Origin of the sequence: Flavobacterium sp. FlaQc-48, assembly GCF_044007335.1 — a bacterium.
Taxonomy (GTDB): domain Bacteria; phylum Bacteroidota; class Bacteroidia; order Flavobacteriales; family Flavobacteriaceae; genus Flavobacterium.
Window position 1 is genome coordinate 239,063 of the sequence record NZ_JBIPCR010000007.1, and the last position, 25,343, is coordinate 264,405.

Consider the following 25,343-nt stretch of genomic DNA (forward strand, 5'->3'; position numbering starts at 1 on the left):
CCTTTTTTAAACACATTTTTAGATTCTATTGGTAACTGTTTTTGGAGAAACAATTTTACAATGAAAATTGACCTGTTCATTTAATCGTGAATGTTTTGTATAAATTTGCAAGAATACAAAAAAGTCTAATTTTTATAAGGCTTTTAGATTTGGTTACTTCGGTAACTGATTCTAAAAGCCTTTTTTTATTAATTTAATAATAAAAAGCCTGTAATCCAAAATTGCACAATATCCCAATTGATTTTAAATTTTTGAGGTGAAAAACCATAGAAACTTTTAAAAGCGGCTGAAAAATGAGAAATGTCTTTATAGCCGCATTTGTAGGCTGCTTCACTAACGGTTATGGCGCTGTTCTGAAATAATTCTTTGGCATGTTCCATCCTCAGTTTGATAATATAACTTTTAACAGTGGTGCTAAAACAAGCTTTAAAGCCTTTTTTGAGTTTAAATTCATTAAGGGAAATCAATCTTGAAAGTTCTGTTAATGTGGGTGCATGAACAAAGTCCTGGTCCAGAATTTGTTTGGCGTGCATTAATTTATTGTAATCATCCTGATCCATTTGCTCTTTTTGTACAGGAATGCTAATGATGGCTTCAAGCTGATGTATTAGTAATTCTTTGATTTTTGCTTCGATATACATTTTTTTTAAAGGCCCCTTGCGATTGCAATTTTTGATCTCATGTATTACCCATTGAATGGCCGGTGTAAACGGAAGATATTTTGACGTGAGATAACTCGGTTTTTTAAGTAAAATATTGTTGGAGAACTTTTTATGCAGTTCCCAGTCTTCGTTAATTATTGTATAGTAAGAGGCTTTTGACAGAATAATTGAAAAATAATTCAAATCTTCAAAAGCCGGAATTTTAAAAGTAGCCTTGAAATTAGTGGTATAAAAAATGTTGTGTGTATTTTCTCTTGAAAACTTTTCAGTTTCCAGCTGATCAATCTGTGTTTCGACATTATTGCAACAAATAAAATTCATAACAATTGATTCTTCATCAATTTCAAATTCAATTGTTTGTGGCGTTGAAAAATGCATTTGGGTATCTAATAAAGCCATTCCTTCAGTAATTAAATGGTGGCTTTTAATCTCTTCTGTTTCGTCATTTTTTATATCCACATTTTCTTCCGTCAGTTGGTTTTTCGGGTAATGGGTATCGCCAATTTCAATTTGAATAAGTGCGTTTTCGTGTCCTAAAATTTTTGATTTAATTTTCAAAATATAATCCGTTTTTACAAAATAATAATCCGTTTTTCCCTATCTTTTTTCGGGTTGTTGATGGTACTTTTGCGGCAAAGTTATTTATAATTAGTCTAATTAAAGATATGACAACGCACAAATTTTTATTTTTTAGTATATTTTTTCTCTTTTCGTTCTTATCATTTTCCCAGCAAAATCAGGGTGTCTCGGTTACTGGACAAGTAGTTGAAAATTCCGGGCAAACAATTCCGTATGCTACAATTCACATAGAAAAAACAGACCTGAGTATAATTTCGGATGAAAACGGAAAGTTTATTTTAAAAAATGTGAAGCCCGGAAAACACGTTTTAAAAATTACGGCAATTGGTTTTGCCACTCAAAAAAAACATATCGAAATATCAGGCAGCAATTTAAATTTTGCAATTCAGTTAGAAAGTGAATTGAATGAATTAGAATCTGTAACAGTATTGGGGCGTTCCCAAACTGATAAAGTAAACAAGCAGGCTTATAGCGTAACGGCAATCGATGCTAAAAAACTACACAATTCTACACTTGATCTTTCGCATGCTTTAGACAGGGTTTCCGGAGTTCGTGTCAGGGAAGCAGGAGGAGTAGGATCAAGATCAGAACTTTCTATTAATGGTTTTCAGGGAAATCAGGTAAAGATTTTTATTGATGGAGTGCCTATGGATAATTTTGGATCTTCTTTTCAAATGAACAATATCCCGATAAATCTTGCCGACAGGGTAGAAGTTTACAAAGGTGTTGTACCAATTTGGTTAGGCGGAGATGCTTTGGGCGGTGCTGTAAATATTGTTACAAACAGTAAGCCACGAACTTTTATAGATGCCTCTTATTCTTTTGGGTCTTTTAATACGCACAGAACGAGCATAAATGCAGGATATACTTCTAAGAGCGGTTTTACAACAGAAATTAATGCTTTTCAGAATTATTCAGATAATAATTATTGGGTCAATGTAGATGTAGCCGATCTGAATACGGGGGCTTATTTTCCTAATCAGCGTGTAAGAAGGTTTCACGATAAATACCGTAACGAAACAGTAATTTTAAACGTAGGCCTCACCGGAAAAAAATATGCTGATAAATTATTATTTGGTTTTACGACTGGAGAAAATAAAGCAGATATTCAAACCGGAGCCAGAATGGTAAGTGTGTTTGGACAAGTATACAGAAAGGGAAATATTTTAATGCCTACAGTAAAATATCAGGTTAAAGATCTTTTTACAAAAGGCCTTAATTTCAATCTTACCGGAAACTACAATTTTGGAGAAGAGCAAAATGTAGATACCGTTTACAGGCGATACAATTGGTTTGGAGATTATAAGGAATATGCCGGTGCTGGCGGTGAAAGAAGTCGTACGCTGCGAAAGTTTAAAAACAATAATGGGGTAGCAACTGCCAATGCTACTTATGCGTTGGGAGAACGTCACTCTTTTATGCTCAACAATACTTTTACCACTTTTGACCGTAAAGAAAGTGATGAATTAGTTCCGGAATCTTTGGTGTATAAGCAACCTAAAAAAACGCAGAAGAATGTTTTTGGACTAGGATATAAATTTGATTATAACGAAAAATGGAGTACTTCCGTATTCTTAAAAGATTACTCCTTAAAAACTACTTATTCCAGAAGTTATAATCCCTCGGGAAATGCCGGAGATATTGCTTATCAGCAATATGTAGACCATACCTCTACAACAGGATATGGCGGGGCTGTGAGTTATTATTTAAGACACAATTTACAACTAAAAGCTTCTTACGAAAAAAGTTACCGACTACCAACTCCCGAAGAAATTTTTGGAAATGTAAATGATAATTTAGAAGGAAATCTGGCACTAAAACCTGAAACCAGTAACAATTTTAATATTGGCGCAAGTTATCAGACCAGCTTTAATAAAGTAAATGCCCTATCATTTGATGTTAATCTTTTGCATAGGAACGCTACAGATTTTATTCGTCCAACACTGAATAACAATCAAACGATGACTACCAATGTGAATCAGGGCAAAGTGACCAATTACGGGATCGATGGTGAGATCCGGTATTCTTATCGAACCCGTTTTACAGCAGGTGTAAATGCGACTTACCAAAATATTCGAAATATGACGGAGTATGAGCCCAATCAAAATTATGTATCCCCTTTTTATAAAGACAGGATTCCAAATATGCCTTTCCTTTTTGGGAATGGTGATGCAACCGTATTCTTTAATGATCTGATAAAAAAGGGTAATAACTTATCTGTAGGCTATAATCTATTGTATGTACATACTTATTATTTGTCGTGGCCAAGTATGGGGAGCAAGGACAGTAAATTAGAAATTCCGCAACAATTCAGTCATGATTTAAATGCAGTCTACACACTCGCAAACGGAAAATACAATATTGCCTTCGAATGTAAAAATGTATTTGATAATAAGCTTTATGATAATTTTTCATTACAAAAGCCAAGCAGGGCTTTCTATGTGAAATTCAGATATTTTTTCACCAAAACAAATAAATAATTTTTTAATAAAAACCATAATAACATGAAAAATAGTAGCAAATTAGCTTTACTGGCTGTCTTAGCCTTTACAACATTCTCTTGTAGCAGCGATTCTGATAAATCAGGAGGCGAAACAGGTGGAGGAACAGATACAGGAAAAACAAAATATATTATTACGGCCACCACAGGAGCAGCAGGAATTGCAGATTATTTATTAACCGCAGATGATATTTCTACAGGATCAATTACAACAACAGGTAACGGGTTAGAACAAGACGGAACGTATCGCTACTATATCACGGCTCAGAATAATTTTTTTAGTTTGCTTTACGGACAGGGAAATCCGGGAGCTGTAACAACTTATAACTTAAGTGCTGAAGGGAAATTGGTAAAAAAATCTGATTTTCAGGCAGAAACCGTACACGTTTTTGCGGCAGTAAACAAAGATATTTTAACGATCAAAGTACCAAGAAGCGGTGCATCGATTGCTTCAATGTATAAAATTGATGCTGAAAAATCACTTATAATAGGTGAAACGCAACAAGACACTAAAGTTTTGGCTAAAAACGGAGAAAGAGCATTTTATACCTGGGCAACTCAGGTTGGCGATAAAGTGTATATGCCTTATATGAGTATTAAAGGAGACGGAGTTGATAATTTTGGTACAGTAAACCCGGACAGTACCTGGGTTGCGGTTTATAACTATCCGGAACTTAAACTGGAAAAAGTAATCAAAGATAACCGTACAAGTTATTTGGGTGCTTATTTTACAAACGGATTATTTCAGGATGAAAATGGTGATGCCTACGGATTTTCCGGAGCAATTGCTACCAGCAACTCTGTTTTAACTTCTACAAAACCATCTGCAATTGTAAAAATTAAAAAAGGAACTACAGAATTTGATAAAACGTATTTCTTTAACGTACAGGAAAAATCCGGAGGTTTCAAAATTTCGGCTACGAGCTATATCTCAAAAGGTAAATTCTTATTGTTGATGTACGGAAATGCAGGTAAAAATAATGGAGCTGTTAAATTGGCTATCGCCGATGTTTACAACCAGACTTTTACTTGGGTAACAAATGCTCCGGCAACATTAACATCTGCAACAAGCCGTTATAATATCACTACAGAAGACGGTAGTTCGGCTGTAATTGGTATCAATACACCAGAAGGAAACTGGATTTACACGATCAACGGTACCACTGCTGTTGCCACTAAAGGAATGAAAGTTGAAGGTGGGCAAATCACTGCAATTGCAAAATTAAAATATTAAAAATTGGTTTCTTTTGAGCCGTAAGCCCTTCGGGGTTTGCGGTTTTTTTATTTATCTTTTATACTCATCAAAATATGTTTTCTTTTTCAAAATCAAATCCAAATAAGAAAAAAAGTAAAAAATCGCTATTCAAACGCGTGATGGCCTGGCTGCATTTATGGCTCGGACTGGCTTCGGGAATTATTGTAGTCATTGTGAGTCTTACCGGTTGTATTTATGTTTTTGAAAATGAAATTAAAGATTTTATAGAAGACTGGCGTTTTGTAGAACCTCAGGAAAAAGCTTTTTTATTGCCCTCACAACTGGTTACAATTGCAGACAAAGCCATGAAAGGTAAACATGCCACAAGTGTAACGTTTGGGGCAAAAGATGACGCTGCTATTGTGGGATATTTTACTCAGAAAAAAGAAGGTAAAGATAATGAAGGAAAACGGGGCGGTAAAAGAGAAGAAGGGAAAGGAAGAAAACAAGATCCTGCTAAAAACGATAATGAGAAAGGAAAGTCTTTAGAAAAAGGACCGGCAAAAGAAAAGGGCAGGGAAAAAGGAAAAGAAGAGAAATCTAAAAAAAGGAGAGGAGGAATCTTTACCAGTGTTTATATGAATCCTTACACAGGTGAAATCCTGAATATAAAATCAGTTTCAAGAAGTGATTCACCTGATTTTTTCAGGTTTATATTAAATGGTCACCGTGCTTTATGGCTTCCTTATGATATTGGACGGCCAATTGTAGGGGTAGCAGTTCTAATTTTCGTTTTCTTGCTGATCTCGGGTATGGTTTTATGGTGGCCTGTAAAATGGATCAAGTCAATTCGTGATAAAAGTTTTAAAATCAAATGGTCAGCCAGTTTTAAACGTGTCAATTATGATATGCATAACGTACTGGGTTTTTATAGTATGATTTTTCTTTTATTTATATCGGTGACAGGTTTAGTCTGGAGTTTTGGCTGGTGGAGTAAGTCTTTGTATTGGGTAACTTCAGGCGGAAAACCGTTAGTTGAAAGCCGGGAATCTCCAAAATCAGATACGACACATGTTAAGACATTTGAACTGGCAACCGTTGACAAGGTGATGTTGAATATCTCAAAACAAAATCCTGAAGCAGCCGGAATTATGGTAAGTATGCCCGGGAAACCTGCTGATGCCATTGGTGCATTTGTCTACAAACAAAAAAATACCTACTATAATATGGATCGTTATAGTTTTGATCAGCAAAGCCTAAAAGAAATATCCATAAAAACACCTTTTTCAGGAAAGTATATTGAAGCCAATATTCCGGATAAAATTCGCAGAATGAATTATGATATTCATGTAGGTGCCGTACTTGGACTTACAGGAAAATTTATTGCTTTTTTCGCCAGTTTAATTTCTGCGAGTTTACCTATTACCGGGTTTTTAATTTGGTGGGGAAAACAGAAGTTTGGTAAAAAAGCACCGGCTTCTCCAAAGGTATCTGCAAAGGCAACACCTATTTTGAAAAAAGAAATACCTCAAAAGGAATTATCGATTTAAGTATCTTGTTATTAGATACTCTTTTTTTACTATTTAAAAAGGCGAAACCTGATGGGTTTCGCCTTTTTCTATTGTAGTGTTTTCTTAAAAATAACCATGAGTTTTAAGCCATTCTTCGCAATCTCTTGTCCAGAATTTACTAGTGTCTTTAACGCCCAATCCAAAACCGTGTCCGCCTTTTTCATAAAGATGTAACTCCGCAGGAACGCCGTTTTTTTTAAGGGCTAAGTAGTAATTAATACTGTTTTCAGGTAAAACTGTAGTATCATCTGTTGCATGAACCAGAAAAGCAGCAGGGGTTTGTGCGGTAACCCTTTTCTCGCTCGAAAAATAGTCCAGCATTTCCTGAGAAGGAGTATTGCCTAATAAACTGGTTTGTGAACCTTTATGTGTGACTTCATTTACCATAGATATTACCGGATAAATCAAAAGCGAAAAATCAGGGCGAGCGCTTATCTTAGAAGTCGTTTCGTATATTTTATCATCATAATGCGTGGCTAAAGCAGAAGCAAGGTGTCCTCCGGCCGAAAACCCAATGATCCCTATTTTTGTTGCATCAATATTATATTTTGCTGCATTTTGTCTCACATAACGCATAGCTTCCTGCGCATCTTGCAGCGGGCCTATACTTTTGTTTTTCATGATTAAATCATTTGGCAGTCTATACTTTACAACAAAAGCAGCAATTCCTAAACTGTTTAGCCATTGGGCAACTTTAGTTCCTTCTTTGTCAATTGCCAGATGTTGATATCCGCCACCGGGAAAAATAAGAACAGCGGTTTGATTGGGTTTGCTTTCTTTAGGCAAAAAGATGCTTAAAGTTGGAATTGTAACTAAACTTGTACTCTGTACTTTTCCGTCTTTAATGCTTTCATTTTCTTTATAATCTGTAGCTTTAATTTCATCCGGAATTTTGCTCCATAACGGAATTATAGTTTGATTTTGGGCTTGCAATTGATTATTGATGCCCATAAAAATGATACAAAGCAATATTATTTTCTGTAGTGGATATTTTCTTAAGATTTTCAATTGTATTATGGATTAGTGATTATTACCTGGGATTGCAGATTTCAAAAATAGCGTTTTTTTTGGCAATTTTAGCGTTAAATGTAATTGTTACAATTGAATTTTATTACAGATTTTGCCGCGTAGTCTGAAATGTTCTCTAAACAACTGTTTTTGGTACAATATTACCCCTAAATAAGGACAAATTTCGCATATTGGCATTTAACAAATATATTGTTTAATGTGTAATTTTGTATTACTTTTTTTAGTCTATATGTTTATTTAAGTGGTTAAAATAATTTTTTATACAATTTATTTGGAATATAAAGATTAAAAACTATATTTGTGCAATCGATTACATTTATTTGTTTTTTTATATTTAATGCATTGATCTTAATGTGCTTGTATTGTAGCGAAAGAGCAAATTATATTACCCAAAAAATATCAATTTTATAATAAACCATTACCATGAATCAAACAGATGCAGTTATTATGAGTCAAACCAAAAAATCAACAGGAAGCTATCGCTGGAGTATATGTGCATTATTATTTTTTGCCACAACAATTAATTACTTAGACAGACAAGTGCTTTCTTTGACATGGAGTGATTTTATTGCGCCTGAATTTCACTGGACAAACAACGATTACGGTAATATAACCGCATTGTTCTCTATATTCTATGCCGTTTCTTTATTGTTTGCCGGGCGTTTTGTGGACTGGCTGGATACTAAAAAAGGATTTCTTTGGGCAATTGGAATCTGGTCACTTGGAGCTTGTTTGCATGCTTTTTGTGGTATTGCGACCGCAGGAATTATTACAGGAAACTGGTTTGTGGGTTTTGAGGGGGCTAAAGAAGCGATTCATCTGGTAAAAGATACCGGATTAGTGATCAATGTAAGTGTTACATTGTTCATATTTGCGCGTTTTGTTTTGGCAGTAGGTGAGGCAGGAAATTTTCCGGCAGCGATTAAAACTACAGCCGAATATTTTCCTAAAAAAGACCGCGCATTTTCAACCAGTATTTTTAATGCAGGTGCTACTGTAGGGGCATTGGCGGCTCCTATATCGATTCCGTTCATTGCAAAATCTTTTGGTTGGGAAATGGCATTTATTATTATTGGAGCTTTAGGTTTCGTATGGATGGGATTTTGGATCTTTATGTATGATAAACCGGAAAAGCATCCCAAAGTAAGTGCTGCTGAGCTTGAATATATTCAGCAAGATGATGTAGCTGATAGTAAAATTGCAGGTTATGTACCTGATAATGTGACTAAAGTCTCTTTTATAGATTGCTTTAAGTACAAACAAACATGGGCTTTTGCTTTTGGTAAATTTATGACAGATGGTGTGTGGTGGTTCTTTTTATTCTGGACTCCCGCTTATTTAAGTTCTGTTTACGGAATGGATTCTACAGAAGCTGCTTTGCCTTTATTCGTTTTGTATATGATTACTTTGCTTTCAATTATTGGAGGCTGGTTGCCAACTTATTTTGTAGAGAAAAAAGGAATGAACCCATACGAAGGAAGAATGAGATCCATGTTGATTTTTGCCTTCTTTCCGTTATTAGCCTTAATTGCACAGCCTTTAGGATATATTAGTTATTGGATTCCCGTAATTATTATTGGTATTGCAGGTGCTGCTCACCAATCATGGTCGGCCAATATTTTTACAACTGTGGGCGATATGTTCCCTAAAAAAGCGATTGCTACCATTACAGGGATTGGTGGTTTGGCAGGAGGTGTGGGATCTACAATAATCAACAAAGGTTCAGGATTATTATTTGACCATGCTAAAGAAACCAATATGGCATTTATGGGCTTTCATGGAATTGAAGCCGGATATTTTATTATTTTCTCTATTTGTGCCGTTTGTTACTTAACAGGCTGGATAGTAATGAAAACTTTGGTGCCCAAATACAGCCCAATTACTAATCTTTAATACTTTGTAATATAACCAAGCTAACTAACCAACTTAAACCAACCCCCAATATGAATCAAGCTAATGCAGCAATCGGTAAATACCGCTGGACTATTTGTAGTTTAGTTTTTTTTGCAACTACTGTTAATTATCTGGATCGAAATGTAATAAGTTACCTGCGACCTTTTTTGGCAGAAGCTTTTCACTGGACACCCGAGCAGGAAGTAATTGATTATTCGAATATTGAGTTGGCTTTTAAGATTGCGTATGCAATGGGAATGTTTGTGGCGGGTGGAATTATAGATAAATTAGGAACAAAATTAGGATATGCAATTGCAACCGGATTGTGGAGTTTAGCTGCGATTGGTCATGCTTTTGCAACCGGAACCGGAGGTTTTTTAATTGCCCGGGTTTTTTTAGGAATTACAGAAGCCGGAAATTTTCCTGCAGCGATAAAAGCAACAGCTGAATGGTTTCCGCAGAAAGAAAGGGCTTTGGCTACTGGTATTTTTAATTCAGGGAGTAATATCGGAGCGATCATTGTTCCGTTATCTGTTCCTTTTATAGCAGAAAATTATGGCTGGCAATGGGCTTTTATTTTAACCGGAATTGTTGGTTTTGTGTGGCTGGGTTTATGGTTTCTTTTTTATGAAGTGCCACAAAAGCAAAAACGTTTGTCTCAGGCAGAACTTGAATATATTACTTCTGATCAGGTCGTTAACGAAGAAGCAGAAGATACAGAAAAAGTTTCATGGTTAAAATTGCTTTCATTTCGTCAGACCTGGGCTTTCGCCATCGGGAAATTACTGACAGATCCTGTTTGGTGGTTTTATTTGTTCTGGTTGCCTGATTTCTTAATGAAACAATATAAACTTACTGCTACTGAGATTATCTGGCCTTGTGCTTTGGTTTATGTTATAGGCAGTATAGGGAGTATTGGCGGAGGCTGGTTGCCATTAAAACTGATTAACAACAACTGGCCGGCTTATAAAGCGCGTAAAACAAGTATGTTGATTTATGCATTTGCTGTTTTGCCTGTTTTATTTTCGCAATATTTAGGCACTATAAATATGTGGTGGGCCATTTTGGTTATCGGATGTGCGGTTTCTGCACATCAGGCCTGGAGCGCCAACATATTTACAACGGTTTCTGATATGTTTCCTAAAAAAGCAACAGCTTCTGTAACCGGAATAGGAGGAATGTTTGGAGCCCTGGGAGGTATCTTACTGACTTTAGTAGTTCAAAAGAACATGTTTGTTTATTATACCAGAATAGGTAAAATAGAAACCGGTTATTTTATCATGTTTTGCATTTGTGGTGCGGCCTATTTACTGGCCTGGCTGATCATGCATATTTTGGTTCCAAGAATGAAAAAGGTAGAATTGTAATTTAGAATCAAAAAAAAATAATAAATTTTAAGGAGGAATATTGGTATTTAGAGATAATAATCTAATTTTGTGCAATCGATTACATTAATTTAAAAATTATGACAAAATATAGTTCAAGATACGCGTCAGGTCCGGAAGCCGTTAAAAAATATGACACTACACAATTAAGAGAAGAATTCTTAATTGATGACTTAATGCAGGAAGACGAAATTGTATTAACGTATTCTCATTACGACCGATACATTGCAGGCTCTGCAGTTCCGGTAAAAGGCGATTTAAAATTAGAAAGTATCGATCCGCTTAAAGCAAGCTATTTTTTAGAGAGAAGAGAAATAGGAATTATTAATGTGGGAGGTAAAGGTTCTGTCGTTGTAGAAGGAACATCGTATGAACTGGGATTTAAAGATGCCTTGTATATCGGTAGCGGGAACAAAGAAGTACTCTTTAAAAGTGATGACAGTAAAAACCCTGCTAAATATTATATTAACTCAGCACCGGCCCATACTACTTATCCAACTGTAAAAGTAAGTTTGACAGAAGCAAATAAATTAGAATTAGGTACTATGGAAACGGCAAATCACCGTACCGTAAACCAAATGATTATTGGAAGCGTGGTAACGACTTGCCAATTGCAAATGGGAATGACAGAATTAAGACCGGGAAGTGTTTGGAATACGATGCCGGCACATGTACACGATCGAAGAATGGAAGTTTATTTCTATTTGGATATTCCGGAAAATCAGGCAGTTTGCCATTTTATGGGGCAACCTCAGGAAACAAGACACATCTGGATGAACAATCATCAGGCCGTTATTTCTCCGCCTTGGTCAATTCACTCAGGTTCAGGAACCAGTAATTATACTTTTATCTGGGGAATGGCCGGTGAGAATTTAGATTACGGAGATATGGATGTTTGCAAAATCACGGATTTAAGATAATAATGATGACAAATTTATTTGATATAAAAGGAAAAGTTGCCCTGATTACAGGAAGTACACACGGACTGGGGATGGCAATGGCAAAAGGATTAGGTGAGGCTGGAGCAACCATTGTAGTGAACGGAAATTCTTCTCAACAAAAAATTGATGATGCTGTGGCATTACTTAAAAGCGAAGGAATAAAAGCAGTAGGTTACAGATTTAATGTAACGGATGAACAGGAAGTTATCACCGCAGTTCAGAAAATTCAAAGTGAAGTGGGGCCAATTGATATCCTGATCAACAATGCAGGAATCATCAAAAGGATTCCGCTAATCGATATGGAAGTGGCTGATTTCAGAGAAGTAATAGATATTGATTTGGTAAGTCCTTTTATTGTTTCCAAGCATGTTGCGAAAGGAATGATCGAAAGAAGACAAGGAAAAATAATCAACATTTGTTCGATGATGAGCGAATTGGGCAGAAATACGGTTTCTGCTTATGCTGCTGCAAAAGGAGGATTGAAAATGCTGACCAAAAATATGGCTACAGAATGGGCAAAATACAATGTTCAGATCAACGGAATCGGACCTGGTTATTTCGCAACTGAGCAAACAAAACCTATCAGAGTCGATGGGCATCCGTTTAACGATTTTATTATTAGTCGTACTCCTGCTGCAAAATGGGGAGATCCGGGTGATTTAGCCGGAGCAGCAATATTTTTATCTTCAAAAGCAAGTGATTTTGTTAATGGTCATATTTTATATGTAGATGGTGGGATCCTGGCTACAATTGGTAAACCATCAAACGAAGAATAATTCTCAATTATATTTAAAAAGACATGAGCGCAAATCAAACATTCATAAACGATAACTTTTTACTTGAAAATAAATTCGCAGAAGAGTTATACCACAATTACTCTAAAAACCAGCCTATCATAGATTATCACAATCACCTGAACCCTCAGTTTATTGCCGAAGATAAAATTTTTGATACTATCACACAGGTTTGGATCAACGGAGATCACTACAAATGGCGTGCAATGCGTACGTTAGGAATCAATGAGCAATTTGTAACCGGAAACGGATCAGATAAAGAGAAGTTTATGAACTGGGCAAAAACAGTTCCGTATACCATGCGTAATCCTTTATACCACTGGACGCATTTAGAATTAGCCCGTTATTTTGATATCTACGATTTACTAAATGAAAAATCGGCAGAAAAAATTTATATCGAAACAACTGAGAAAATTAATTCTCAGGCATACAGCACACAAAACCTGCTTAAAAAAGTAAACGCTGAATTGGTTTGTACTACCGAAGACCCGATTGATAGTTTAGAGTTTCACCAGAAACTGACTAAAAATCCAATTGGAACTAAAATGAGTACCGCTTTCAGACCTGATAAAGCCATCTTAATTTCTAATGATGGTTATAATGCATATCTGGACACATTAGGGGATGTGTCCGGTATTGCAATTCATAACTATACTGATTTGCTTAGCGCATTAAGAAACCGAATTGAGTTTTTCAATCAAAACGGTTGTAAACTTAGTGACCACGGTTTAGATCAGATTTATTTTGAAGATTTTACGGAAAGTGAAGTAACGGCAATTTTCAAAAAGAAAAGAGAAAACAGAATTATAACTCCTGAAGAAGGATTGAAATTTCAAAGTGCCATTTTGCAATTTTTATCAGAAACCTATCATGAATTTGGTTGGGTGCAGCAATTTCACTTAGGTGCATTACGTAATAATAATGCTCGTATGCACAGTATTTTAGGTCCGGATACCGGTTGGGATTCTATTGGCGATTATCCACAGGCTCAAAAATTATCAGGCTTTTTAAATGCTTTAGACAGTAAAGATAAATTGACTAAAACCATTATTTACAACTTAAATCCTGCTGATAATGAAGTAATGGCAACTATGATTGGAAATTTCAATGACGGAAGCGTTCGCGGAAAAGTACAATTTGGTTCAGGCTGGTGGTTTTTAGATCAGAAAGACGGTATGACGAAACAATTAAATGCCCTTTCAAACATGGGATTAATTAGCTGTTTCGTTGGAATGCTGACCGATTCAAGAAGCTTCTTGTCTTTCCCGAGACACGAATATTTCAGACGTATTTTATGTAATTTGCTTGGAGACGAAATCAAACGCGGAGAATTACCAAATGATATGGAATGGATAGGGAAATTGGTTTCTGATATTTCTTATAACAATGCAAAAGAATATTTCAAATTCTAATAGTACTAAACCATAAGAGATTAAGGTTTAGTACTAAAGCTTATTTTTTTTGAACTATTGAGATATTAAGATTTATTAAGAGTAAAGTTTAAATATTGAAAAAAATTAAAAGTAAGGCGATTGAAATAGCAGGCATGTTTTATTTTTTTAAAGTATTGCAGTCATTGTAATTCTTTTTAGATGTCGCAAAAAAAATAATCATTTAGAAATTAAGAAACAAAACTTAATTTTTCTTAATTTCTAAATGGTAAAAAAAAGAAAATTTACGGGTAAAACAATAAAAACAATATGAGTAAAGTAGTTGCATTCGGAGAAATTATGTTACGTCTTTCGACAGAGAGGCATTTGCGTTTTTCGCAATCTGCAGCATTTGGAGCTTCTTATGGAGGAGGTGAATTTAATGTTTGTGTGTCTTTGGCGAATTATGGTGTAAATGCAGAATTTGTAACAAGATTACCTGATAACGAAATTGGTGTTTCGGCATTAAAAGAAATGCGAAAAATGAACGTTGAGTCCAAAAACATAGTTTACGGAGGCGAGCGTTTAGGAATTTATTTTCTGGAAACCGGTGCAGGAACACGTGGCAGTAACGTAGTTTACGACCGTGCGCACAGTTCGATGGCAACTATTGAAAAAGGTACAATTGACTGGGAGAAAGTATTAACAGGTGCTGATTGGTTTCATTGGAGTGGTATTACTCCGGCGATTTCTGAAAGTGCTGCCGAAGCCTGTTTAGAAGCTATTAAAGTAGCTCATAAACTTGGAATTACCATTTCATGCGACTTGAATTACCGTTCAAAATTATGGCAATATGGCAAAACACCAAGTGATGTTATGCCTGAAATGTTGAAATACAGCAATGTTATTCTGGGAGATATTGATACAGCATATTTTATGTTGGGAATCCCTAAAGTGAACCCAAATTATCAGGATGAAAAATCGCTTCCGGTTCTATATACGAAGTTATTTGATTTGATTCCGAATTTAAAAACGGTAGCCACAACTTTGCGTTATTCTGTTAGTGCATCGCACCAAAGAATAGGCGGTATTTTATTTGACGGGAAAGCCATTTATCAGGCAGCTGTGAAAGAAGTAACTCCGGTTGTAGACAGAGTAGGAAGCGGGGACGCTTTTATGGGCGGATTGATTTACGGATTGCAGCAATATCAGAATAACCATCAGAGAGCATTGGATTTTGCTGTGGCGGCTTGCTGCTTAAAACACACCATTTCAGGAGATTATAATCTGGTTACTTTAAAAGAAGTTGAAAATATGATTGATGGCGATGGTTCTGCATTAGTATCAAGATAATTAAAATAAGATGGCAAAATATTCAAGAATAGAAGTGGCATTACAAATGAAAGAAAACGGTATGGTTCCGTTGTTCTTTCATTCAGATCTGGAAATTAGTAAAAAAGTATTAAAAGCTTGTTATGATGGTGGTTCCCGATTAATGGAGTTTACAAGCAGAGGCGATTTTGCCCACGAAGTTTTTGGGGCTCTAAACAAATATGCTTTGGCAGAATTGCCGGGAATGATGTTGGGAGTTGGTTCTGTAACAGATGCTGCTGCAGCTTCATTGTATATGAGTTTAGGAGCTAATTTTATCGTAACTCCGGTTTTTAGAGAAGATATTGCAATAGCCTGTAACCGTCGTAAAGTATTGTGGTCACCAGGCTGTGGAACTTTAACTGAAATTGCAAGAGCAGAAGAATTAGGTTGCGAAATTGTAAAATTATTTCCAGGCGATATTTATGGACCAGAATTTATAAAAGCCATAAAAGGCCCGTGTCCGTGGACGAATATAATGCCAACGGGAGGGGTTTTACCAACTGTAGAAAGTTTGACATCCTGGTTAAATGCCGGTGCCACCTGTGTGGGGATCGGATCGCAGTTAATTTCAAAAGACATACTCGATAACAAGGATTTTGACGGTTTAAAAAACAAAGTAAGTCAGGTGCTTGAGATCATCAAAAATATTAGAAAATAAATAAGGAGTAATCATGCCAATTCCTTATTTAAGATTGCGTTTTTTTTAGATTTTAGAGATTGTAATTGAGCATTACGCTTGCTAAATAAAACTTGTCACTCCTCACAGCAAGTTTTATTTCCTCACACAAGTGTAATGTTTCTTTTACAAGTTCAGAAAAGATTCAGAAAAGAGAATAAGGTATTTTAATGTGATTATGGATAACACTTTAAAGAAGAATTAAAAATGGAAAAAATAAACAGATCAAACTCGGGGTTTTCAAATAAACTTCCTATAAAAATAGTGCAATTTGGAGAAGGTAACTTTTTAAGGGCCTTTGTAGAATATGCGTTTCAAAAGTTAAATCAGGAAGCTGATTTTAATGCAGGAATTGCAGTTGTACAACCTATTGACAAAGGTTTGGTAAACATGATCAACGCTCAGGACGGTTTATATACTTTGTTTATGAAGGGCGTGAAAAAAGGAGAGGAAATTCAGGAAAAAGAATTGATTACCAATATTGTAAAAGCAATCGATCCTTATGCTTCTTTTCAGGAGTATCTGGCTTTGGCGAAAGAAGAAGAATTGGCTTTTATAATTTCAAATACTACTGAAGCCGGTATCGAATATATTGCTTCAGACTTACCTACAATGCAGCCGCCTGTATCTTTTCCTGCAAAATTAACCGTACTTTTACATGAAAGATTCAAACATTTTAATGGAGCTGCAGATAAAGCATTAACGATTATTCCTTGTGAGTTAATCAATCATAATTCAGATACTCTAAAAGAGATTGTTTTAAAATATGCTGCTGACTGGAAATTGGAAACTGAATTTGTTTCCTGGTTAACTAACAGCTGTTCATTTCACAATACACTTGTAGATAGAATTGTACCCGGATATCCAAAAGATCAAATTGAAGAATACAACAGTCAGTTAGAATACAAAGATGACTTAATTGTAAGTGCCGAAAGTTTCTTTTTATGGGTAATCGAAGGCGATGATACTTTAAAAGCAAAACTTCCGTTTGAAAAAACAGGATTAGATGTAAAAATTGTGGCCGATATGCAGCCTTACCGTACGCGTAAAGTGAGAATCTTAAACGGGGCACATACAGCAATGGTACCGTTTTCATTGCTTTATGGTAATGAAACCGTAAAAGAAACAGTGGATAATGCTTTTACAGGAGATTTTGTAAACAAAGCTGTTTTTGATGAAATTAATGAAACATTAAACATGGATAAAGCGGAATTAGCGAGTTTCTCTGAAGAAATTCTGGACCGTTTTAGAAACCCGTTTATCAAACATTTATTGTCTTCAATCGCATTGAATTCGATTTCAAAATTCAAAGTACGTGTATTGCCAAGTTTAACGGGATATGTGGCTATTCATCACAAACTTCCTGCTCATTTAACATTTGCATTTGCTGCTTTGATTCGTTTTTATAAAGGGACATGGAAAGGGGAAAGTTTACCGGTTAATGATAGTGAAGATATTGTTTCTTTCTTTGATGGACTTTGGAAATCTGATGATTATGAGAAAATAGCGAGGCTTACTTTGCAAAATAAAAGCTTCTGGGACGAAGATTTAACGCTTGTTCCTGGTTTAACAAAAGCAATTACAACAGCATTAGAAGAAATTGATGCAAACGGAATAGAAAATGGTTTTGCCAATTTTCAAAAACAAATAAATACAATAACTCAGAAAGTTTAGTTATGGCAACGCAAAAAAAATTAATAAAAGTTCACCCTACTGATAATGTAGCGGTAGCTTTGGTAAACCTTTCAGCAGGCGAAGTGATACACTTTGAAGGGGAGGATGTTACCGTGGAGACGGATGTAAAGATGAAGCATAAAATTGCCATGGTCCCTTTTAATATAGGGGACAGGATTATTATGTACGGTGTTTTGGTTGGAAAAGCAAGTGCCAGAATCGAAAGAGGAGGATTGCTTTCAACTGCAAATGTAAAACATGAAAGCGATAAAGTAACCGGTAAAACGGAAACTATTGGCTGGACGGCTCCCAATATTGACAAATGGAAGGACAGAACATGGCAGGGCTATCATAGAGAAGACGGACAGGTTGGAACTGAGAATGTCTGGTTGTTTTTTCCGTTAGTATTTTGTGAAAACAGAAATATCGAAATCTTAAAAGATATTTTTGAGAAAGAATTGATGAAGCCGAAAGAAAACGATTATCAATTGTTACTTCGTTCTTTAGTAAAAACAGAAACAGGTGGCGCAGGAAATGAAGCGGCTTCAAATGATGCTAATTTATTTAATAATATCGAAGTAAAATTCATTACACATCAGGGAGGCTGCGGTGGTATTCGTCAGGATTCTCATAGTCTGGCTAAATTGTTGGCAGGTTATGTAAACAATCCAAACGTGGCCGGGGCAACAGTATTGAGTTTAGGGTGTCAGAACCTGCAGATTCAGATCTTTAAAGACGCTTTAGATGCGATAAATCCAGATAGTAAAAAACCTGTTTTGATTTACGATCAGCAGCAAATAGGAACTATTGAAACGATGCTTAGCAGTGTAGTAAAAGATACTTTTGAAGCGATTAAAAAAGCCAACGAAATAAAAAGAGAGCCAGCCCCATTGTCTAAATTAAGAATTGGTTTAGAATGTGGTGGTTCTGACGGATTCTCAGGAATTTCTGCAAATCCAACATTAGGAGTTACTTCGGATTTATTGGCAGCTTTAGGAGGAACTACTATTCTTTCTGAATTCCCTGAATTATGCGGGGTAGAACAGGAATTAGTAAACCGTTGTGTAGAAGATGAAGGTGGTAAAAGATTCTTAGACCTAATGCAGTGGTATGAAAAAACAGTGGTGGATGCAGGTTCAGGATTTGATATGAACCCATCGCCAGGGAACATTAAGGATGGTTTGATTACAGATGCAATGAAATCTGCAGGTGCTGCTAAAAAAGGAGGAACTTCTCCCATTACAGGAGTATTTGATTACGGTGAATACATTACTACACCCGGTTTAACTTTACTTTGTACGCCTGGAAACGACGTTGAATGTACTACTGCTATGGTTGGTTCAGGAGCAAATATGGTATTGTTTACTACAGGATTAGGAACTCCAACAGGAAATCCAATTGCACCCGTTGTAAAAATCTCGTCCAACACGCAATTAGCTACCAAAATGTCTGATATCATTGATATTGATACGGGAGGAATTATTACCGGTGAAAAATCAATCGATGAAATGGCTGATGAAATGTTAGAATTTATCATAGATGTTGCAAGTGGTACAATCAAAACCAAAGCAGCGATCTTAAATCAAAACGATTTTATTCCCTGGAAAAGAGGAGTATCGCTATAAGGTTTTTGCCTTATAAGTTATATAAAGTTTATTTTAGTACAAGTTATACTGGAAATAGACCTAAAGCCAAAAGGCAGTTCTAGAAAGAGCTGCCTTTTTTATTAACTAACAATATATAGATCTAAATGAACTAAAAAAGAACTAGAAAGTAGTTCTGGAGGATGATTTACGAATGTGTAATTCAGGGGCAAGAACAACCTTTTTTTCGATTTTGATAGTATCGGTTTTATCAACCTGCTCTAAGAATACACGAGCAGACATTTTTCCCATTTCAAGTGGCGACTGATCTACAGAAGTGATCGATAATTCCATAAATTTGGTAAACGGCTCGTTACTAAAGCCTGCTACACAAAACTCTTTTGGAATGCTGATGTTTCTTTCTTTTAATTCCTGGATCGCTCCTAAAGCAGCAAAGTCACTCGAAGAAAAAATAGCATCAGGCGGAGTGGGCAATTTTAACAAAGTATCAACAGCTTCTTTACCTGCATCAACCATACTTTTAACCGGAATAACGTATTCTTCTTTAAAAGTCATCCCGTTGTCTAATAAAGCCTGTTTGTATCCTAAAAACCTGTTTTTAAATATTTCAAGCGATTGATCTCCTGATAAATGAGCAATGCACCTGCAGCCTTCCTTGATTAAATGTTCTGTAGTTAAATACCCGCCTCTGAAGTCATTAATGGTAACGGAACTAACGCCATCAATATGTTTACTTCTGTCAAAAAATATTAAGGGAACATTTTTTTGCAATACATTCTGAAAAGCACCATCATTTTCGCCAGTCACATCTGTAACCGACATTATAATGCCATCGACCTGAGCATCGATAAGGGTATATAAATTTTCATTTTCTCTTTTTGTACTTTCATGTGTCTGGCAAATAATTACCTGATAACCATGAGGGTGCAGTTCTTCCTCAATCCCTCTGATGACAGAGGCGAAGAAATTACTGTCGATACGAGGAACAATAACACCGATATTATTACTTCGACCACTTTTTAAAGCCAGTGCCAGTTTGTTTTGCTTATAGTTCATCGAAGCAGCGGTTTTAATAACCAGCTCACGTGTGCTTTCTTTTATCTTGGGGTTGTTATTTAACGCCCTTGAAACCGTAGCCGCAGTGATATTCAATTTCTCAGCAATATCGTAAATGGTTATTTTTTCGCTCATTAAAAAAGATTTTTCAAATTAATTATAGACAAAAATACATTTTTTTTTATAACGTTACACAAATTGTTATCGATTACCATAATTTATAATTAAAACGTTTTCGGTTATACAATGATAATAAATTATATGTTTTTTTACATTAAGTGTAATTATAATTCCTAATAAAAATTAAATATATAATTAATTTCTAAATAAATTTGGTGCAATGGAACTTATTTTATATTTTCGTGTAATCGATTACATCAATGCATTGTTTTGAATATCAAACAATAAATACAGTTATAAATGATTGCAAATAAGATTATAACGTTTAAGTCCATTTCAATTTTGAGCGTAATTGCTTTAATGGGTTTGTCTTGCGCGAAACAAATCACTGCTGTTTCCGAATCTGATCCATGGAAAAAAAAGGAATTAATCATCAAAAACATTCCTCAGACCCACTTCTCTGATAAAATCTACAATATTGTTGAATTTGGGGCTGTAGCGGATGGAAAAACACTGAATACTGTGGCTTTTGAAAAAGCTGTAAAAGCCTGTTCTCAAAATGGCGGAGGTCAGGTTTTGGTTCCGGATGGTAAATTTTTAACAGGTGCAATACATTTAGAAAGTAATGTGAATTTGCATTTGGCAGATCATGCCGAAATTCTTTTTAGCCTTAATACAAAAGATTATCCTATAGTGCATACTTCGTTTGAAGGAACAGAGCTTATGAATTATTCTCCCCTTATTTATGCTAAAAATAAAACTAATGTTGCCATAACAGGAAAAGGAATTCTTAACGGTCAGGCAGATCACACTAATTGGTGGATCTGGTCCGGAGGAAAAGATTACGGATGGAAAAAAGGAATCCCATCTCAAAATGATCCTCAAAATCGTGAGGTACTGGTTGATATGGCCGAAAAAAATATTTCGGTTTCAGAAAGGATTTTTGGAGACGGACGTTATTTACGCCCAAATTTCATTGAGTTTTTTGAATGTAATACCGTTTTAGTAAAAGATATCACAGTAATCAATTCGCCATTTTGGATTTTACATCCCCTAAAATCTAACAATATCATTATTGATGGAGTAACTGTAAACAGCCATGGACCAAATAATGACGGTTGCGATCCCGAATACTCCCAAAATATACTCATCAAAAACTGCATATTTAACACCGGCGATGATTGTATTGCAATAAAAGCAGGACGTGATGCTGACGGAAGAAGAGTGGCTATACCAAGTAAAAATATTATAGTTCAAAATTGCAAAATGATTGACGGACACGGCGGAGTTGTTATTGGAAGTGAAATCTCGGCAGGGGTCAACAATGTTTTTGTTGAAGATTGTATAATGGATAGTCCGAATCTGGATCGCGCCATTCGAATTAAAACAAATTCAAGAAGGGGCGGAATTATAGAAGATGTTTACGTAAGAAATCTGGAAGTCGGAACTGTAAAGGAATGTGTGTTACGAATTACAATGTTTTACAATGTATATGGTTCTCAAACCGGGAATTTTATACCAATAGTAAGAAACATTAGCCTTGAAAATGTAAAAGTAAAAAATGGAGGAAAATATAGCGTCTGGGCTGATGGTTATGAACAATCACCAACAGAAAATATTACGCTTAAAAACGTCGTAGTTCAAAAAGTAGACTCGATTTACTCCTTAAAAAATGTAAAGAATATCAATTTTATAAATACCTATGTGAATGAGAAAAAAGTAGAAGCAATTAAAAACTAAAAAAAAAATCAATTAACCAAACTATTTAAACCAAACTATGAATACCAAACAACTATTAAAGAAAAGAATAAAATACAATGGTGTATTTTTATTTTTCCTGACTTTCCTGTTGAGCAGCACTATAAATGCTCAATCGACTGTAGTAGAAGGGAAAATCACAGATGCTGCCGGATTATCATTACCGGGAGTAAACATTCAGGAAAAAGGAACTAAAAACGGTACTTCTACAGATTTTGAAGGAAGTTTTAAAATTAATGTAACAAACAGTAAAGCTATTTTAGTGATTAGCTATTTAGGCTTTCAGACACAAGAAGTAAGCGTTGCCGGAAAGGCCAGAGTAAATGTTAGTCTTTCAGAGCAATCCAACTCACTTAATGAAGTGGTGGTGGTAGGTTACGGATCTGTAAAGAAAACAGATCTTACCGGTTCTGTCAGTACGATTAGTGCGGCAACCATTACCGAAAGAAATACAACAAGTGCCTTAGAAGCAATTCAGGGAAGTACGCCTGGAGTTCAGATTTCATCCAGTTCAGGACGTGTGGGCGATGGATTTAAAGTAGTGATTAGAGGTAATAATTCATTATTAGCAGATTCCAGTAATCCAAATGTACTGGGTTCATCTCCTTTGTATGTGGTTGATGGAGTGCCGATGGACGGAATTGACTTTTTGAATCCACAGGATATTGCCAGAATGGATGTTTTGAAAGATGCTTCATCAGCGGCAATTTATGGATCGAGAGGTTCAAATGGGGTTATCATTGTGACCACAAAAAGCGGAATAAGCGCTAAACCAGGTATCAATGTAACTTTTGATTCTTCTTACGGTACAAAAACAGCAGCAAGATTACCGGAAATGATGAATGGTGCAGAATGGTGGAAATTTCACCAGGTTGCCTATATGAGTGCTACACCTTTAACTCAAACGCCTTCGCAACTTGCGGCATTAGCAGGAAATCAAAGTCCTTTATTAGTATCTCGCGCTAATAGTGGCTATAACTTTGACTGGTACGATGCAGTACTAAAACCAGGTATGACACAAAACAACTACTTAAATATTGCAGGACGTTCAGACTCCGGCTTAAGCTATAATTTAGGTTTTGGTATACAAAGTGATGAAGGATTGATTGATAATGACGGAACGGATAAATATTCTTTCAAATTAGGCTTAAATCATAAAATAAACGATAAATTCTCTACAGGAGCTAACGTTACCATCGCTCATGTTGATACCCAATTAGGAAGTGATTTGGCTATGCAGGATGCTTTCAGGCTGAGCCCGCTAATGTCACCTTGGGCTGTTAATGCTGCAGGAAACGAGCAAGTAGGTACTTTATTTTTCCTGCCTGGAAAACTGACTTATCCTGATGGTTCGTGGGCAATTAACAAAACAAGTACTGTAAATCCGTTAATGGAGATTGCTAATTCATCCCAGACAGAAAAAACATGGCAGACTGTTGGAAATGCTTATATGCAATACCAGCCTTTAAAATGGTTAACATTCAAAACAACATTTTCTGCAGGAATTCAAAATACAACTACAAGTACTGCTTACTCAGCACAAACGAATGCAGGTGTAACTTTAAATGGTAAAAATTCGGCATCGATTAAAACGTTCAACAATTTTAATTATACCTGGGATAACCAGATTGATTTAAAACATACTTTTAACGAAGTACACGATTTTAGTTTACTATTATTACAGAGTTCCTATTCGAATGTAGATGAAAACTCCTATATGTATTCTAACAATCAGCCTTTTGATGTAGGATCTAATAATATGGGGTCAGGTGTTCAGACCAGTTATAATTTAACTTCAGGATATGCAAAGAATACTTTAAGTTCTTATGCTGTTCGTTTGAACTATACTTTTAAAGATAAATATTTATTGACAGCATCTAACAGATGGGATGGTTCATCTGTTTTATCAGCCGATAATAAATGGCAAAGTTTCCCATCTGTAGCTTTAGGCTGGAAAATTAGTAAGGAATCATTCTTAGCGGATAATGCTGTAATTTCTGATTTGAAGCTGAGAGCGAGTTTAGGATATACCGGAAACGATAATGTTGCCCCTTATACTTCACAAGCTTTATTAAATCAGCAAACTTTTTATGCAAACGGCGCAAATGTAGTATCGGGATGGCAATCTGAAAATTTAGCAAATCAGAACCTAACCTGGGAAAAAACAAGAGAGATCAATTTAGGTGTTGATTTTGGTTTTTTAAGAAACAGAATTACAGGTAGTGTAGATGTTTATGACAGATTATCGGATGATTTGATTTACAAACAACAATTGCCATTAGAAACAGGATGGAAAAATACTTTTGCCAATGTTGGATCGGTTAGTAATAAAGGAATCGAGGTTTTATTAACCACTAAAAACATAAAATCTAAAAATGTGAACTGGGAAACGACTTTCACTTTTACTAAAAACGTAAACAAGTTAGAGTCTATCTACAATCAGGATAGAGTAAGTGATATTGGAAATAAACTGATCTTAGGTTCAGAAATAAATCCAAACTACAATTACGTTTATGATGGTGTATGGCAGGAAAGCGAAGCAGCTCAGGCAGCAGCTTACGGTATGGCTCCGGGTCAGGCAAGACCAAAAGATTTAAACGGAGACGGTAAATTTAATGCTGATGACAGACAAGTAATTGGTAATGCAAATCCGGAATGGCAGGGAAGTTTATATTCTAAGTTAACTGTTGGCCAATTTGATTTTAATTTCTCTGTGATTACAAGTCAGGGACAAACAGTATTAAGTACTTTTCACCAAAATTTTGCCGACGTAAGTGATCGAGGTCGTCAAAAAATTAAAATGGATTATTTTATTCCAACAAACGGAACAGGTATTGAAGCCAATGCGAACAATACAAATCCAAGACCTGGTCCTGTTGCCACAGGTGCAGGTGCTTACTGGACTTCTTTGTTTGGTTTCTATAGAGATGCCTCTTATGTTAAGATTAAAAATATCTCTTTAGGATACACTTTCAATTCAGATTTACTTAAAAAATTAAAAATGAGTAATCTAAGAATTTATGTAAATGTTTTAGACCCATTTGTATTTACAAACTTTGACGGATATGATCCGGAATGGGCAGGTTCAAATTTTGGTATTAACCGTCCTGCATCTGTTACAACGCAATTGGGCTTAAGTGTTAAATTTTAATAAGATATAAA

17 protein-coding genes are annotated in these 25,343 nt (G+C 35.5%); 14 read left to right on the forward strand and 3 right to left on the reverse strand.

The features are described from left to right. Positions 1 to 188: 188 nt before the first annotated feature. Positions 189 to 1,220, reverse strand: a complete 1,032-nt coding sequence (locus ACHRWY_RS13610) for a helix-turn-helix domain-containing protein (RefSeq protein ID WP_395355324.1) — start codon at positions 1,218 to 1,220, stop codon at positions 189 to 191. Positions 1,221 to 1,327: 107 nt separating this feature from the next. On the opposite strand from ACHRWY_RS13610, the gene ACHRWY_RS13615 reads away from it, so the two are divergent. The 3 genes from ACHRWY_RS13615 (at position 1,328) to ACHRWY_RS13625 (ending at position 6,486) form a co-directional block, all read left to right on the forward strand. Further along, complete coding sequence (locus ACHRWY_RS13615) at positions 1,328 to 3,721, forward strand: TonB-dependent receptor (protein ID WP_395355326.1); 2,394 nt, start codon at positions 1,328 to 1,330, stop codon at positions 3,719 to 3,721. A 24-nt stretch (positions 3,722 to 3,745) separates the two neighbouring features. After that, positions 3,746 to 4,975, forward strand: coding sequence for a DUF4374 domain-containing protein (locus ACHRWY_RS13620; protein WP_395355328.1), 1,230 nt, complete (start codon positions 3,746 to 3,748; stop codon positions 4,973 to 4,975). Positions 4,976 to 5,049: 74 nt separating this feature from the next. Beyond that, the gene (locus tag ACHRWY_RS13625; RefSeq protein ID WP_395355329.1) at positions 5,050 to 6,486 is read left to right on the forward strand and encodes a PepSY-associated TM helix domain-containing protein; all 1,437 of its coding nucleotides are present in this window, start codon (positions 5,050 to 5,052) and stop codon (positions 6,484 to 6,486) included. Between the two features lie 84 nt (positions 6,487 to 6,570). Here the strand turns inward: ACHRWY_RS13625 and ACHRWY_RS13630 are convergent, their stop codons facing one another. After that, the gene (locus ACHRWY_RS13630; RefSeq protein ID WP_395355331.1) at positions 6,571 to 7,458 is read right to left on the reverse strand and encodes an alpha/beta hydrolase; all 888 of its coding nucleotides are present in this window, start codon (positions 7,456 to 7,458) and stop codon (positions 6,571 to 6,573) included. 501 nt (positions 7,459 to 7,959) lie between these two features. On the opposite strand from ACHRWY_RS13630, the gene ACHRWY_RS13635 reads away from it, so the two are divergent. From ACHRWY_RS13635 to ACHRWY_RS13675, 9 genes are all read left to right on the forward strand, one after another. Continuing rightward, on the forward strand, positions 7,960 to 9,429 hold the full coding sequence (locus ACHRWY_RS13635) for an MFS transporter (RefSeq protein WP_395355332.1): 1,470 nt from the start codon (positions 7,960 to 7,962) through the stop codon (positions 9,427 to 9,429). Between the two features lie 50 nt (positions 9,430 to 9,479). Continuing rightward, positions 9,480 to 10,796: an MFS transporter gene (locus tag ACHRWY_RS13640; RefSeq protein ID WP_395355334.1), complete on the forward strand. Its 1,317-nt coding sequence runs from the start codon at positions 9,480 to 9,482 to the stop codon at positions 10,794 to 10,796. Between the two features lie 98 nt (positions 10,797 to 10,894). Further along, positions 10,895 to 11,734 (forward strand): 5-dehydro-4-deoxy-D-glucuronate isomerase, encoded by an 840-nt coding sequence (gene kduI / locus ACHRWY_RS13645; RefSeq protein ID WP_395355335.1) that lies wholly within the window; start codon positions 10,895 to 10,897, stop codon positions 11,732 to 11,734. A 2-nt stretch (positions 11,735 to 11,736) separates the two neighbouring features. Continuing rightward, complete coding sequence (locus ACHRWY_RS13650; RefSeq protein WP_395355337.1) at positions 11,737 to 12,531, forward strand: gluconate 5-dehydrogenase; 795 nt, start codon at positions 11,737 to 11,739, stop codon at positions 12,529 to 12,531. Between the two features lie 23 nt (positions 12,532 to 12,554). Then, a complete protein-coding gene (gene uxaC / locus ACHRWY_RS13655; protein ID WP_395355339.1) occupies positions 12,555 to 13,961 on the forward strand; it encodes a glucuronate isomerase in 1,407 nt (468 codons plus the stop codon). Between the two features lie 288 nt (positions 13,962 to 14,249). Further along, on the forward strand, positions 14,250 to 15,272 hold the full coding sequence (locus ACHRWY_RS13660; RefSeq protein ID WP_395355340.1) for a PfkB family carbohydrate kinase: 1,023 nt from the start codon (positions 14,250 to 14,252) through the stop codon (positions 15,270 to 15,272). 10 nt (positions 15,273 to 15,282) lie between these two features. Then, positions 15,283 to 15,951 carry a bifunctional 4-hydroxy-2-oxoglutarate aldolase/2-dehydro-3-deoxy-phosphogluconate aldolase gene (locus ACHRWY_RS13665; RefSeq protein WP_395355341.1) on the forward strand — a complete coding sequence of 223 codons (669 nt, stop codon included), beginning with the start codon at positions 15,283 to 15,285 and terminating at the stop codon, positions 15,949 to 15,951. Positions 15,952 to 16,176: 225 nt separating this feature from the next. Then, positions 16,177 to 17,643 carry a tagaturonate reductase gene (locus ACHRWY_RS13670; protein WP_395355342.1) on the forward strand — a complete coding sequence of 489 codons (1,467 nt, stop codon included), beginning with the start codon at positions 16,177 to 16,179 and terminating at the stop codon, positions 17,641 to 17,643. 2 nt (positions 17,644 to 17,645) lie between these two features. Next, the gene (locus ACHRWY_RS13675) at positions 17,646 to 19,268 is read left to right on the forward strand and encodes a UxaA family hydrolase (RefSeq protein ID WP_395355344.1); all 1,623 of its coding nucleotides are present in this window, start codon (positions 17,646 to 17,648) and stop codon (positions 19,266 to 19,268) included. 141 nt (positions 19,269 to 19,409) lie between these two features. On the opposite strand, the gene ACHRWY_RS13680 is transcribed toward ACHRWY_RS13675, so the two are convergent. Continuing rightward, positions 19,410 to 20,438 (reverse strand): LacI family DNA-binding transcriptional regulator, encoded by a 1,029-nt coding sequence (locus tag ACHRWY_RS13680; RefSeq protein ID WP_395355346.1) that lies wholly within the window; start codon positions 20,436 to 20,438, stop codon positions 19,410 to 19,412. Between the two features lie 285 nt (positions 20,439 to 20,723). On the opposite strand from ACHRWY_RS13680, the gene ACHRWY_RS13685 reads away from it, so the two are divergent. Together ACHRWY_RS13685 and ACHRWY_RS13690 are read left to right on the forward strand one after the other, a co-directional pair. Next, positions 20,724 to 22,163, forward strand: a complete 1,440-nt coding sequence (locus tag ACHRWY_RS13685; protein ID WP_395355348.1) for a glycoside hydrolase family 28 protein — start codon at positions 20,724 to 20,726, stop codon at positions 22,161 to 22,163. A gap of 37 nt (positions 22,164 to 22,200) precedes the next feature. Further along, positions 22,201 to 25,332, forward strand: a complete 3,132-nt coding sequence (locus ACHRWY_RS13690; RefSeq protein WP_395355351.1) for a SusC/RagA family TonB-linked outer membrane protein — start codon at positions 22,201 to 22,203, stop codon at positions 25,330 to 25,332. The last annotated feature ends 11 nt before the right edge of the window (positions 25,333 to 25,343 follow it).

Coding starts and splice junctions, on each gene's coding strand:
- ACHRWY_RS13660 (WP_395355340.1), top strand. CDS start 14,250: ATGAGTAAAGTAGTTGCATTCGGAGAAATTATGTTACGTCTTTCGACA.
- uxaC (WP_395355339.1), top strand. CDS start 12,555: ATGAGCGCAAATCAAACATTCATAAACGATAACTTTTTACTTGAAAAT.
- ACHRWY_RS13650 (WP_395355337.1), top strand. CDS start 11,737: ATGATGACAAATTTATTTGATATAAAAGGAAAAGTTGCCCTGATTACA.
- ACHRWY_RS13635 (WP_395355332.1), top strand. CDS start 7,960: ATGAATCAAACAGATGCAGTTATTATGAGTCAAACCAAAAAATCAACA.
- ACHRWY_RS13620 (WP_395355328.1), top strand. CDS start 3,746: ATGAAAAATAGTAGCAAATTAGCTTTACTGGCTGTCTTAGCCTTTACA.
- ACHRWY_RS13640 (WP_395355334.1), top strand. CDS start 9,480: ATGAATCAAGCTAATGCAGCAATCGGTAAATACCGCTGGACTATTTGT.
- ACHRWY_RS13670 (WP_395355342.1), top strand. CDS start 16,177: ATGGAAAAAATAAACAGATCAAACTCGGGGTTTTCAAATAAACTTCCT.
- kduI (WP_395355335.1), top strand. CDS start 10,895: ATGACAAAATATAGTTCAAGATACGCGTCAGGTCCGGAAGCCGTTAAA.
- ACHRWY_RS13625 (WP_395355329.1), top strand. CDS start 5,050: ATGTTTTCTTTTTCAAAATCAAATCCAAATAAGAAAAAAAGTAAAAAA.
- ACHRWY_RS13690 (WP_395355351.1), top strand. CDS start 22,201: ATGAATACCAAACAACTATTAAAGAAAAGAATAAAATACAATGGTGTA.
- ACHRWY_RS13630 (WP_395355331.1), bottom strand. CDS start 7,458: ATGGGCATCAATAATCAATTGCAAGCCCAAAATCAAACTATAATTCCG.
- ACHRWY_RS13680 (WP_395355346.1), bottom strand. CDS start 20,438: ATGAGCGAAAAAATAACCATTTACGATATTGCTGAGAAATTGAATATC.
- ACHRWY_RS13685 (WP_395355348.1), top strand. CDS start 20,724: ATGATTGCAAATAAGATTATAACGTTTAAGTCCATTTCAATTTTGAGC.
- ACHRWY_RS13665 (WP_395355341.1), top strand. CDS start 15,283: ATGGCAAAATATTCAAGAATAGAAGTGGCATTACAAATGAAAGAAAAC.
- ACHRWY_RS13675 (WP_395355344.1), top strand. CDS start 17,646: ATGGCAACGCAAAAAAAATTAATAAAAGTTCACCCTACTGATAATGTA.
- ACHRWY_RS13615 (WP_395355326.1), top strand. CDS start 1,328: ATGACAACGCACAAATTTTTATTTTTTAGTATATTTTTTCTCTTTTCG.